Source organism: Pseudomonas ovata, from assembly GCF_003131185.1.
GTDB classification, from domain to species: domain Bacteria; phylum Pseudomonadota; class Gammaproteobacteria; order Pseudomonadales; family Pseudomonadaceae; genus Aquipseudomonas; species Aquipseudomonas ovata.
The window spans coordinates 490,862-503,308 of record NZ_QFFU01000001.1; the positions used below are offsets into that span (position 1 = coordinate 490,862).

Genomic DNA, 12,447 nt, shown 5'->3' on the forward strand with positions numbered 1-12,447 from the left:
TCGCTTAAGCTGTGGGCTGTGATCGGTTCGCAAGGCGGGGCATGACCAGATCCTTCAGATCGGTCAGCTTGCCGTGAAAGAAGTGTCCGCATTCTGCCACTTTCAGCAGCTCATGGGGGCGTTGCAGTGCACCCGACCATGCATACACCACCTCAGGCTCGATGACCTCGTCGGCATCGGGCTGGATAATGGTCAGCGGTGCCTGTCGGGCCACGTCGGCGTGCGCCTTGAAGCGCCCGGCCGCCGGTGCGATCAGAAAGAGTTGCTCAAGGGCCTGGCCCTGCTCTTCAAGGCGGCCACTGAGGCTGCCGGCCACATAGCCGCCAAACGAAAAACCGAACAGCGTCATGGGCAAGTCAGGTTGCTGTGCACGCAACCAGTGCGCGGCGGCCTGGGCGTCGTCGATTTCTTCACCACCTGCCACCGAGGTGCCGGCACTGGCGCCGACACCTCGGTAGTTGAAGCGCAAGGTGATCAGACCTGCATCGCGTGCGGCGCGCTGCAGGGTCGAAACGACCTTGTTGAGCATCGTTCCGCCCTGAATCGGGTTAGGATGACAGATCAGCGCCACGCCCCTGGCATCGGGCAGGTCCTGATAAAGTGCTTCGAGCGGACCTTGCGGGCCGTCGATGAAGACTGGGGTTTCGCGCATGGGTAAACAGAACTCCGTGACCCCGAAATGGGTCGACTCGTCTAGCTGAATGTCTGTGGCTGGCATATCGGCGACGCGTCGCGGCTATACAGCGCAGGTTCGAGCCGTTAACGTAAAGCAAAGCCGTTTATAGAGGAAGGACTCGTGGAACACTCGCTCTTAGTTTGGTTGTTGCCGACTCTTGCCCTGGTGGCCGGTGTCGTCATTGGTTTTTTGGTCGCGCGTCTGCTGCCCAATACCGTTCCCAACAGCACCCAGCGTCAGCTGGATGACGTGCAGGAACGTTTCGATACCTATCAGAATGAGGTGGTCACCCACTTCAACAGCACCGCTACCCTGATCCAGAAGCTCAACCACCAGTATCAGGAAGTCCAGGAGCATCTCGCCGAGAGCGCCAACCGTCTTGCCCTCGATGAACTGACGCGTCAGCGCCTGCTGGCCTCGCTGCACCCGGAGGCTCACCCGACGCCGCGTGATCGCCTGACCCCGCCACGCTACACCGAGGCGCCCAAGGACTACGCGCCCAAGACGCCCAATGCCCCCGGCATGCTGGACGCGCAATACGGCTTGAAAAAATGATCGGTTGACCGGTCATACGAAAAAGCCCCCGGCCTTGCGGCACGGGGGCTTTTTTGTGTCGGACTGGGCGGATGGCGCTCCGCCTGGTCCGCAGGAGCGGCTTTAGCCGGGAAGCGGGCGCTACATTCCTCCTGGCTAAAGCAGATCGCGGCGTCAGATCGCGCCGCGGCTGCGCAGCAGGTCCAGCACCTGTTTGACGCATTCCTCGACGCTCAGGCTCTGGGTGTCGAGCACCAGGTCGGCATTGAGTGGCACGTCATAGGCAAAGGACTCGCCCGGGATGTTGTCGCCAGCGGCGGCATACAGGCCCTGCGGGTCACGTTCGCGGCAGACCTGCGGAGAAGCCTGGACATACACGGTGATCAGGCGCTCCTTGCCGATCAGGGCCTTGGCCTGCTCACGACCTTCCCCATCGGGGGCCACGAACGCGGCCAGGGTCAACAGGCCGGCTTCGTTGAACTGACGCGCCACGTGCGCGGCACGACGCCAGTTCTCGGTACGGCCGGCGCGGTCCTGTGGCAAGCCCTTGTTCAGGTCGTGACGCAGGTTCTGGCCATCGAGCACATAGACCGAGCGGCCCATGTCGAACAGCTTGCGCTCCACGGCATAGGCCAGGGTGCTCTTGCCGGCGCCGGACAGGCCGCTGAACAATACCGTAGCCGGTTGCTGCCCCAGGCGCAGGGCACGCTCTTCGGTCGACACATGCGCCAGCTCACCGTGCTGGCCGTGAGTGCCATGCGGCAGCACCGGTGGCGCAATGATCATGCCGGCACCGACGGTGCCGTTGGTCAGGCGGTCAATGACGATGAAGGCACCGGTGGTGCGGTTGCTGTCATAGCCGTCCAGCGCGATGGCGGCATCGAGGCTGACCTTGACCCGGCCGATCTCGTTGAGTTGCAGGGCACTGGCGGTGCCGTGCTCCAGGGTGTTCACATCGACCTTGTGGGTGATGCTGGCAATCGAGCCCGGCACATAGCTGGTGGCGCGCTTGATGTCGTACTTCTTGCCCGGCAGCATCGGCTCTTCGGCCATCCACACCAGCATCGCATCGAACTGGTCGGAGACCGTCGGCACGTTGTCGGCATGCACCAGCAGGTCGCCACGGGAGATGTCGATCTCGTCTTCCATGGTCAGGGTCACGGCCTGGCCGGGGCCGGCCTGCTCCAGCTCGCCTTCGTAGGTGACGATGGACTTGACGCGGCTGCTCTTGCCCGACGGCAGGACCACGACCTCGTCGCCCTTGTGCACGATACCGCTGGCCAGGGTGCCGGCAAAACCACGGAAGTTCAGGTTCGGGCGGTTGACGTACTGCACCGGGAAACGCAGGTCGGTGAAGTTGCGATCGGCAGCCACTTCGACGGTTTCGAGGATTTCCATCAACGCAGGGCCGGTGTACCACGGCGAACGCTCGCTGCGGTTGACCACGTTGTCGCCCTTGAGCGCCGACATCGGCACGAAGTGCAGGCTGCTCGGGTTCAGCTCGATGGCATCGGCAAACGCCAGGTAATCGGCCTTGATCGACTCGAAGACCTGCTCGTCAAAGCCCTTGAGGTCCATCTTGTTGATGGCCACGACGATGTGCTTGATGCCCAGCAACGAGGCGATGTAGCTGTGCCGGCGGGTCTGGGTCTGCACGCCGTAGCGGGCATCGACCAGGATGATCGCCAGGTCGCACGTCGAGGCGCCGGTGGCCATGTTGCGGGTGTACTGCTCGTGGCCCGGGGTGTCGGCAATGATGAACTTGCGCTTGGCCGTCGAGAAGTAGCGATACGCCACGTCGATGGTGATGCCCTGCTCGCGCTCGGCCTGCAAGCCGTCGACCAGCAGCGCCAGATCGATGTCTTCGCCGGTGGTGCCGCTCTTTTTCGAATCGCGGGTGATGGCTTCGAGGTGGTCCTCGTAGATCATCTTGGAGTCATGCAGCAGGCGCCCGATCAGGGTGCTCTTGCCGTCATCGACGTTGCCACAGGTCAGGAAGCGCAGCAGTTCCTTGCGCTCGTGCTGGGACAGGTAGGCGAGGATGTCCTCGCTGATCAGATCGGATTGGTGCGACATGAGGTAACCCTGAAATTAGAAGTAGCCTTGACGTTTCTTGTCTTCCATGGAGCCTGCGCCATCGTGGTCGATGACGCGGCCCTGGCGCTCGGACGTCCGGGTCAGGAGCATTTCCTGGATGATGTCGGTCAGGGTCTCGGCCTGCGACTCGACCGCGCCCGTCAACGGGTAGCAGCCCAGGGTACGGAAACGCACCTTCTTCTTGACGATGCGGGCTTTTTCTTCCTCGGACAGGTGCTCGAGGATGCGCTCGTCGTCGATCATGATCAGCGTGCCGTTCTTCTCGATCACTTCACGCTCGGCGGCGAAGTACAGCGGCACGATCGGGATGCCTTCGAGGTAGATGTATTGCCAGATGTCCAGCTCGGTCCAGTTCGACAGCGGGAAGACGCGGATCGACTCGCCCTTGTTGACCTTGCCGTTGTAGACGTTCCACAACTCCGGACGCTGGTTCTTCGGGTCCCAGCGGTGCTTGCTGTCGCGGAACGAGTAGACCCGCTCCTTGGCCCGGGACTTTTCTTCGTCGCGGCGCGCACCGCCGAAGGCGGCATCGAAGCCGTACTTGTCCAGCGCCTGCTTGAGGCCCTGGGTCTTCATGATGTCGGTGTGCTTGGCACTGCCGTGGGTGAAGGGGTTGATGCCCTGCGCCACACCCTCGGGGTTGACGTGGGTGATCAGCTCCAGGCCCATTTCCTCGACCATCTTGTCGCGGAAGCTGTACATCTCCTGGAATTTCCACCGGGTATCGACGTGCATCACCGGAAACGGCAGCTTGCCCGGGAAAAAGGCCTTGCGTGCCAGATGCAGCATCACGGCCGAATCCTTGCCGATCGAGTACAGCATCACCGGGTTATCGAACTCGGCGGCGACCTCGCGGATGATGTGGATGCTTTCCGCCTCCAGCTGTTTCAGATGCGTCAGTTTGTCAACCATGGCTACTCACGGATTGCATTCGTTGTGGACCGGGATTCGGGGCGGGCCCAAGTCCCGCGGCGGCCTGCGGGCCGTATTCGAGCCGCGCACTTTATCATGCCGGGCAGCGGGTCTTCAGCGGCGCGGATAGATCGAAACGATCTAACGATATAGCTTCTCGTTTTGCATCCTCATGATCGCCAACCCGTGCGCCTATGGACACAGGCTTCAGATCGGATTGGGGCAGTCGATGAAGGTGTGCTCCACCGCAAAGCGTCGGGCCAGATAATCACCCAGCGCCTGCACCCCATAGCGCTCGGTCGCATGATGACCGGCGGCAATGAAGCTGATGCCGTTCTCGCGGGCGCTGTGAAAGGTCTGCTCGGACGCCTCGCCGCTCAGGAACAGGTCGACGCCTTCCAGGATCGCCTGATCGATATAGCCCTGACCGCCCCCGGTGCACCAGCCAACCCGACGGATCATCGACTGGCCCTCGATCAGCAAGGGCTCGCGCCCCAGCACGTCCTCGACCCGCCGGGCAAAATCACGCGCACTGAGTGGTTCGGCCAGTGAGCCGACCAGCCCGACCACGCGTGGGTTTTCCGGGTCCAGCGGGCCTTCGACGGTGATGTCCAGTTGCCGCGCCAGCTGGACGTTATTGCCGACCTCCGCGTGGACATCCAGCGGCAGGTGATAGGCCAGCAGGCTGATGTCGTGCTTGAGCAGGGTTTTCAGCCGGCGCTGCTTCATGCCGACCACACACGGGTTTTCGCCTTTCCAGAAATAACCATGGTGGACCAGGATCAGGTCTGCCTGGGCCTCGACGGCAGCGTCCAGCAGGGCCTGGCTGGCGGTCACGCCGCTGACAATGCGCATGACCTGGGGGCGCCCTTCGACCTGCAGGCCGTTGGGGCAGTAATCCTGGATGCGGGCGCTGTTGAGGTAACGGTCGGCTTCTTCGACCAGGGTACTGAGGGCTACGGCCATGCAAGGATTCCTCTGTGAGTGGCTTGGCGTCGACCAGAGACACGCAAGCCGGCAAGGCGACATCATTTATTGCACACGAAGTGCGAGACAGCGCACGCGGTGCTCGTATAATGCCCGCCATTATGGCGTACCCCCGCTAAAAATTTCTGCGCCCGCACCCTCAGGACCTCACTCAATGCTCAAGGCACTGCGCTTTTATGGCTGGCCATTGCTGGCAGGCGTACTGATCGCCCTGCTGATCATCCAGCGTTACCCTCAATGGGTCGGCTTGCCGAGCATGGATGTCAATCTGCAACAGGCCCCCCAGACGACCCAGGTCGTGCAAGGCCCCTCCTCTTACGCCGATGCGGTCAGTGCGGCGGCCCCTGCGGTGGTCAATCTCTATACCACCAAGATGTCCAAGACCAACCCGCTGTTCGAAGACCCGCAGTTCCGGCGCTTCTTCGGCGACAACCAGCCCAAGCAGAAGCGCATGGAGTCCAGCCTGGGCTCGGGTGTGCTGATGAGCCCGGAAGGCTACATCCTGACCAACAACCACGTGACCAGCGGCGCCGACCAGATCATCGTGGCCCTCAAGGATGGCCGGGAGACCATCGGCCGGGTCATCGGCAGCGACCCGGAAACCGACCTGGCAGTGCTCAAGATCGACCTTAAGAACCTGCCGGCGATGACCATCGCCCGCTCCGACGGCATCCGCATCGGCGATGTCGCCCTGGCCATCGGCAACCCGTTCGGCGTCGGCCAGACCGTGACCATGGGCATCATCAGTGCCACCGGGCGCAACCAGTTGGGCCTGAACACCTACGAGGACTTCATCCAGACCGACGCGGCCATCAACCCCGGCAACTCCGGCGGCGCCCTGGTCGATGCCAGCGGCAACCTCACCGGCATCAACACCGCGATCTTTTCCAAGTCCGGCGGCTCGCAAGGCATTGGCTTTGCCATCCCGACCAAGCTGGCCATGGAGGTCATGAAGTCGATCATCGAGCACGGCCAGGTCATCCGTGGCTGGCTGGGGATCGAGGTGCAGCCGTTGACGGCAGAGCTGGCCGAATCGTTCGGGCTCAAGGACCGGCCGGGCATCGTGGTGTCGGGGATTTTTCGTGACGGTCCGGCACAGAAAGCCGGCCTGCAATTGGGCGATGTGATTCTGGCGATCAATAACGAGCCGGCCAGCGACGGGCGGCGCTCGATGAACCAGGTGGCGCGCACCCGCCCCAAGGACAAGATCACCCTCAACGTGATGCGCAACAACAAGGAAATCCGCCTGAGCGCCGAAGTGGGCATCCGCCCGCCTCCGGCGCCTGCAGCAGCGCCAGCGCAGCCCGCCGAATAATCGACGGGCCAGCGCCTCAGAGGCCGCTCAAGCCGTCCAGCAGCGCCTGGTTCTGCTCGGGCGTGCCGATGCTGATGCGCAGAAACTGGGCGATGCGCGCCTGCTTGAAGTGACGCACGATCACGCCCTGCTCGCGCAGGGTGGCGGCCAGGCCGGCCGCATCGTGTTGCGGATGGCGAACAAAGATGAAGTTGGCGGCCGACGGCAACACCTCGAAACCCTTGGCCTGTAACTGCTCGACCAGTATTTCGCGGCTGGCAATCACCGCATTGCGTGTGGTGTCGAAGTGCGCCTGGTCTTCGAACGCCGCCGTCGCCCCGACAATGGCCAGACGGTCCAGCGGGTAGGAGTTGAAGCTGTTCTTGACCCGCTCCAGCGCCTCGATCAGGTCGGGATGCCCGACCGCAAGCCCCACCCGCAAACCGGCCAGCGAGCGCGACTTGGACAGGGTCTGGGTGACCAGCAGGTTCGGATAACGCTGCACCAGGGCAATGGCCGTTTCACCGCCAAAATCGATGTACGCTTCATCCACCACGACCACCGAATCCGGGCTGGCCTTGAGAATCTGCTCGACCGCCTCCAGCGCCAGCAGGCAGCCGGTGGGCGCATTCGGGTTGGGGAAGATGATCCCGCCGTTGGGCCGGGCGTAGTCCTGCGGCCGGATCTGGAACTGCTCATCCAGCGCAACGGTTTCATGCGCCACGCCATACAGGCCGCAGTACACCGGATAGAAGCTGTAGCTGATGTCCGGGAACAGCAGCGGCAGGTCGTGCTGGAACAGGCCGTGGAAAATGTGCGCCAGCACCTCATCCGAGCCATTGCCCAGGAACACGTGGCTGGCCGGCACCTGGTAATAACGGGCCACCGCCTGCTTGAGCAGGTCGCTGTTGGGGTCCGGGTACAGACGCAGGTCGTCGCCCAGTTCGGCGCGCATGGCTTGCAGCGCCCTGGGCGAGGGGCCATAGGGGTTTTCATTGGTGTTGAGCTTGACCAGTTTGGTCAGCTTGGGCTGCTCGCCCGGCACATAGGGCACCAGGCTCTTGACGAAGGGACTCCAGAATCTGCTCATGTTATTTGCCTTGCTCGGTGCGCACGGGTTGCCAGTCGGTGTCGGTGATGCGGTATTCGGCGCTGCGGGCATGGCCACTCAGCGATTCGCCACGCGCCAGTACCGAGGCGGTCTTGCCCAGCTCGGACGCGCCTTGCGGCGAGCAGAAGATGATCGAAGAGCGCTTCTGGAAGTCATACACGCCCAGTGGCGAAGAAAAGCGCGCAGTGCCGGACGTCGGCAATACGTGGTTGGGACCGGCGCAATAGTCGCCCAGCGCCTCGCTGGTGTGACGGCCCATGAAGATCGCGCCGGCATGGCGGATCTGCGGCAGCCAGGCCTGCGGGTCTTCCACTGACAATTCCAGGTGCTCGGGCGCGATACGGTTGGCCACGTCGATGGCCTGCTGCATGTCGGCCACCTTGATCAGCGCGCCACGGCCGTTGATCGAGGTCTCGATGATGGTGGCGCGGTCCATGCCCGGCAGCAGCCTGGCGATGCTGGCCGCCACGCGGTCGAGAAACTCGCCATCAGGGCTGACCAGGATGGCCTGGGCGTCTTCGTCATGTTCGGCCTGGGAAAACAGGTCCATGGCGATCCAGTCCGGATCGGTCCGGCCATCGCAGACCACAAGGATTTCCGAAGGCCCGGCGATCATGTCGATGCCGACCTGGCCAAAGACATGGCGCTTGGCCGTGGCCACATAGATATTGCCGGGGCCGACGACCTTGTCGACCTTGGGTACGCTTTGCGTGCCATAGGCCAGGGCTGCGACGGCCTGGGCGCCCCCGATGGTGAAGACCCGGTCGACGCCGGCGATACAGGCGGCGGCCAGCACCAGTTCGTTGATTTCACCGCGCGGGGTCGGCACCACCATGACCACTTCAGTCACGCCGGCCACTTTGGCGGGGATGGCGTTCATCAGCACCGAAGAGGGATACGACGCCTTGCCGCCCGGCACGTACAGGCCGGCACGGTCCAGCGGCGTGACTTTCTGGCCCAGCACCGTGCCATCGGCCTCGGTGTAGCTCCAGGAGTCCTGCTTCTGCCGTTCGTGGTAGCTGCGCACGCGCTCGGCGGCCACTTCCAGGGCCTGGCGCTGGGCATCGCTGATGCGGGTCAGGGCCAGTTCAAGGCGCTCGCGCGGCAGGATCAGGTCGGCCATCGAGGCCACTTCAAGTCCGTCGAAACGCTGGGTGAATTCCACCAGCGCAGCATCGCCACGCTCGCGAACGGCCTTGATGATGTCCAGTACCCGCTGGTTGACCGAGTCGTCGGACACGCTTTCCCAGCTCAGCAGATGATCCAGATGTCGAGCGAAATCCGGGTCGGCAGCATCGAGTCGGCGTATTGCAGTGGACGTGGTCATAGCGAGGGCCTCAGTGATTGGCGGATGCTCAGGTGCCATAAGCTACCAAGCTATCCGCGCTGACACCTGAGAAATTTGGCTATGACACGGATAGCTGGACGCGGCGAATGCCGCGCAGGAAGGTCAGCCGTGGTGTCGGGATTCGACCGCCTGGCGCAGGGTGTCGATCAGGGCCTGGATGCGGGCGTGCTGCATCTTCATGGAAGCCTTGTTGACCACCAGGCGCGAACTGATGTGCGCGATCATTTCCTGGGGTTCAAGACCATTGGCGCGCAAGGTGTTGCCGGTGTCGACCACATCGATGATCTTGTCGGCCAGACCGATCAGCGGCGCCAGCTCCATCGAGCCGTACAGCTTGATGATGTCGACCTGGCGGCCCTGCTCGGCGTAATAGCGCTTGGCGACATTGACGAACTTGGTGGCCACCCGCAGGCGCCCCTTGGGCTCGACGGCACCGATGGCACCGGCAGTCATCAGCTTGCAACGGGCAATGTTCAGGTCCAGCGGCTCGTACAGCCCCTGGCCGCCGTATTCCATCAGCACGTCCTTGCCGGCGACCCCCAGGTCGGCCGCGCCGTGCTCGACATAGGTCGGCACGTCGGTGGCGCGCACGATCAACAGGCGGACATCGTCCTGGGTCGTGGGAATGATGAGCTTGCGGCTCTTGTCCGGATTCTCGGTGGGCACGATGCCGGCTGCAGCAAGCAGCGGCAGGGTGTCATCGAGGATGCGGCCCTTGGACAATGCGATGGTCAACATGGAAAACGTAAGTCCTTATCAGGAAACTCATGCCCGGGTGTCCCCAGGGCTTGCCCGGCCTGCAGGCGCGCAAAACGCAACAAACCGGGTCACGCATTAGAAATCACACCGGCGCGCAAAGCAACGGCCTCGAGAGAGGCCGTTGTCGACTAGCCCGGAACGCGACGGATCTTCGCGCCCAGCATTTGCAGTTTTTCTTCGATGCACTCATAGCCGCGGTCTATGTGATAGATGCGGTCGATCAGCGTGTCGCCTTCGGCGACCAGCGCCGAAATCACCAGGCTGGCAGAAGCCCGCAGGTCGGTGGCCATGACCGGTGCGCCCTTGAGCACGTCGGTTCCGGTCACGATCGCAGTATTGCCTTCGACCTGGATCTGCGCGCCCATGCGGTGCATTTCATACACGTGCATGAAGCGGTTTTCGAAGATCGTCTCGATCACGGCACCGGTGCCTTCGGCAATGGCGTTGAGCGAGATGAACTGCGCCTGCATGTCGGTGGGGAATGCCGGGTACGGCGCGGTGCGGATGTTGACGGCCTTGGGACGACGACCGTGCATGTTCAGCTCGATCCAGTCTTCGCCGGTGGTGACCTCGGCGCCCGCTTCCTGCAGCTTGAGCAGTACCGCCTCAAGGATAGTCGGATCGGTGTCCTTGACCTTGACGCGACCACCGGTGGCCGCCGCCGCCACCAGATAGGTGCCGGTCTCGATACGGTCGGGCATGACCCGGTAGGTGGCCGAATGCAGACGCTCGACGCCATCGATGGTGATGGTGTCGGTGCCCGCACCCTGGATATTGGCGCCCATGGCGATCAGGAAGTTGGCCAGGTCGACCACTTCAGGCTCGCGTGCCGCGTTTTGCAGGACCGAACGACCACGGGCCAGGCTGGCGGCCATCATGATGTTCTCGGTCCCGGTCACACTGACGGTATCGAAGAAGAAGTGCGCGCCACGCAGGCCGCCTTCAGGCGCCTTGGCCTTGATGTAGCCACCGTCGACATCGATGATCGCGCCCATGGCTTCCAGGCCACGGATGTGCAGGTCGACCGGTCGCGAGCCAATGGCGCAACCGCCCGGCAGGGCCACTTCGGCCTCACCGAAACGGGCGACCATCGGGCCCAGCACCAGGATCGAGGCACGCATGGTTTTCACCAGTTCGTACGGCGCGATCAGGGTCTTGATGGTGCGCGGGTCGATTTCGACGCTGAGTTTCTCGTCGATCACCGGCTCAATGCCCATGCGACCGAACAGCTCGATCATGGTGGTGATGTCATGCAGGTGTGGCAGGTTCTGGACCGTGACCGGCCCATCGGCCAGCAAGGTCGCCGCCAGAATCGGCAAGGCCGAGTTCTTGGCGCCGGAAATGCGAATTTCGCCGTCCAGCCGGACGCCGCCGGTAATAATCAGTTTGTCCATTGCAGTTTCGACACCCGTAAGGTCAGGCGCGCTCGGCCCAGGCCGCGCGGCTGAAGAATTTCATGGTGACCGCATGGATGCTGCCATCGGCGATCCAGGGGTTCAAATGTGTGTAGATCTGTTGCTGACGCTTGACGGGGCTCAGGGCGGCCAGCTCGTCACTGATGATATTCAGCTGGAAGTTGCAGCCTTCGCCTTCGACTTCCACATTGATATCGGGCAGCTTTCCTTCAAGGAAGCTTTTCACTTCGACAGCCTGCATGCTTAACCTCGTTCGGCGCTCGGTGCGCGCGGGTCGGCCATGATACAAAAAAGCCCCTGCGATGCGAACCCTCATCAAAGAGTGGCGACCGGGGGCTTGCGATCAGGCGGTTGACGATTGAGTGCCGAAAAGCTCGCTCACTCCTGAGACTTCGGCAATCTTGCGCATATCGTCAGGCAGCGAATGGACACTGACCGACTTGCCGGCCTCATGCGCGTCGCGCATGAACGCCAGCAGCAGCGCCAGCCCGACGCTGCTGGATTTCTCGACGCCGGAGCAGTCGATGACCAGGCTGTCCAGCGAGCTGGAGCGAATCAGGGCAGCGCCCTGCTTGCGCAGCTGCGGGCCGGACCGGTAATCGAGCACGCCGTCCAGGCGCAACTCACCGGCACCGGCCAGACGTACGGCCGTCTCGGTCATTGCGCGCCCTGGCCTGTCGCTTTGTCGGTTTCCTGCTTGGCCTTGGCCACCTCGCCGGCCCAGCCGTCGATGGTCTTGTCCAGGTTATTGCCATTGCGCTGCATGGCGTCGGCGAACTGGTCACGGAACAGCTTGCCGATGTTGATGCCATTGATGATGACGTTGCGCACTTTCCACTCACCCTTGATTTTCTCCAGGGTGTAAGAGACCGGATAAACGGCACCGTTAGTGCCCTTGACCTGCATCTCGACACTGGTGCGGTCGCCGCTTTCGTCCTTGGCCGGTGCCACGGTGATGCCCTGGTTGTTGTATTCCAGCAGCGCATTGCCATAGAACTGCATCAGGCTGCGCTTGAAGTTTTCCTGGAAGCGCTGCATCTGCGCAGGCGTGGCGTTACGCGAGTACTTGACGGTCATGATGCTGCGCGAGATGCCATCGGCGTCCACCACGGGACCCACGATACGGTTCAGCGCATCGTAGAACGCTCCGGGGCTGGCCTTGTATTGCTCCTTGTTGGCAGACAGATCGCTGAGCAGCTCGCGGGTGGTGCGCTCCACAAGATCATGGGCAGACGGGGCAGCCGCTGCACTGGCCAGCAGCGGCATCATGGCCAGCAGAACCAGCAGACCGCGACGCAGGGTAGAAATCATGGA

Annotated in this window: 13 protein-coding genes; 2 read left to right on the plus strand and 11 right to left on the minus strand. The window is 62.8% G+C overall.

Annotated elements, in window-relative coordinates; genetic code table 11:
- Positions 1-4 precede the first annotated feature (4 nt).
- Entirely contained in the window at positions 5-652 is a 648-nt protein-coding gene (locus DGA31_RS02200) for an alpha/beta hydrolase (protein ID WP_109511388.1), read from the minus strand.
- Positions 653-796: 144 nt separating this feature from the next.
- Here DGA31_RS02200 and DGA31_RS02205 point away from each other — a divergent pair, with 144 nt between their 5' ends.
- Positions 797-1,231: a Z-ring associated ZapG family protein gene (locus tag DGA31_RS02205; RefSeq protein WP_056834183.1), complete on the plus strand. Its 435-nt coding sequence runs from the start codon at positions 797-799 to the stop codon at positions 1,229-1,231.
- 153 nt (positions 1,232-1,384) lie between these two features.
- Here the strand turns inward: DGA31_RS02205 and cysN are convergent, their stop codons facing one another.
- From cysN to DGA31_RS02220, 3 genes are all read right to left on the minus strand, one after another.
- Positions 1,385-3,286, minus strand: a complete 1,902-nt coding sequence (cysN, locus tag DGA31_RS02210) for a sulfate adenylyltransferase subunit CysN (protein ID WP_056834181.1) — start codon at positions 3,284-3,286, stop codon at positions 1,385-1,387.
- Positions 3,287-3,301: 15 nt separating this feature from the next.
- Complete coding sequence (cysD, locus tag DGA31_RS02215; protein ID WP_056834179.1) at positions 3,302-4,219, minus strand: sulfate adenylyltransferase subunit CysD; 918 nt, start codon at positions 4,217-4,219, stop codon at positions 3,302-3,304.
- A gap of 207 nt (positions 4,220-4,426) precedes the next feature.
- Positions 4,427-5,185, minus strand: coding sequence for a Nif3-like dinuclear metal center hexameric protein (locus DGA31_RS02220; RefSeq protein WP_109511389.1), 759 nt, complete (start codon positions 5,183-5,185; stop codon positions 4,427-4,429).
- A 175-nt stretch (positions 5,186-5,360) separates the two neighbouring features.
- Between DGA31_RS02220 and algW the strand changes: the two genes are divergently transcribed.
- Positions 5,361-6,521, plus strand: a complete 1,161-nt coding sequence (gene algW, locus DGA31_RS02225) for a Do family serine endopeptidase AlgW (protein ID WP_056834175.1) — start codon at positions 5,361-5,363, stop codon at positions 6,519-6,521.
- Between the two features lie 16 nt (positions 6,522-6,537).
- On the opposite strand, the gene hisC is transcribed toward algW, so the two are convergent.
- The 7 genes from hisC to DGA31_RS02260 form a co-directional block, all read right to left on the minus strand.
- Positions 6,538-7,590, minus strand: coding sequence for a histidinol-phosphate transaminase (gene hisC, locus DGA31_RS02230; RefSeq protein WP_109511390.1), 1,053 nt, complete (start codon positions 7,588-7,590; stop codon positions 6,538-6,540).
- Between the two features lies 1 nt (position 7,591).
- Complete coding sequence (gene hisD, locus DGA31_RS02235) at positions 7,592-8,938, minus strand: histidinol dehydrogenase (protein WP_109511391.1); 1,347 nt, start codon at positions 8,936-8,938, stop codon at positions 7,592-7,594.
- Between the two features lie 123 nt (positions 8,939-9,061).
- Positions 9,062-9,697 carry an ATP phosphoribosyltransferase gene (gene hisG, locus DGA31_RS02240; RefSeq protein WP_109511392.1) on the minus strand — a complete coding sequence of 212 codons (636 nt, stop codon included), beginning with the start codon at positions 9,695-9,697 and terminating at the stop codon, positions 9,062-9,064.
- 149 nt (positions 9,698-9,846) lie between these two features.
- Complete coding sequence (gene murA / locus DGA31_RS02245; RefSeq protein ID WP_056834167.1) at positions 9,847-11,112, minus strand: UDP-N-acetylglucosamine 1-carboxyvinyltransferase; 1,266 nt, start codon at positions 11,110-11,112, stop codon at positions 9,847-9,849.
- A gap of 22 nt (positions 11,113-11,134) precedes the next feature.
- On the minus strand, positions 11,135-11,374 hold the full coding sequence (locus tag DGA31_RS02250; protein ID WP_056834165.1) for a BolA family protein: 240 nt from the start codon (positions 11,372-11,374) through the stop codon (positions 11,135-11,137).
- Between the two features lie 102 nt (positions 11,375-11,476).
- Entirely contained in the window at positions 11,477-11,794 is a 318-nt protein-coding gene (locus DGA31_RS02255; RefSeq protein WP_056834163.1) for an STAS domain-containing protein, read from the minus strand.
- On the minus strand, positions 11,791-12,444 hold the full coding sequence (locus tag DGA31_RS02260) for an MlaC/ttg2D family ABC transporter substrate-binding protein (RefSeq protein ID WP_056834161.1): 654 nt from the start codon (positions 12,442-12,444) through the stop codon (positions 11,791-11,793). Before DGA31_RS02260 ends, DGA31_RS02255 begins: the two co-directional genes overlap by 4 nt.
- Between the last annotated feature and the right edge of the window lie 3 nt (positions 12,445-12,447).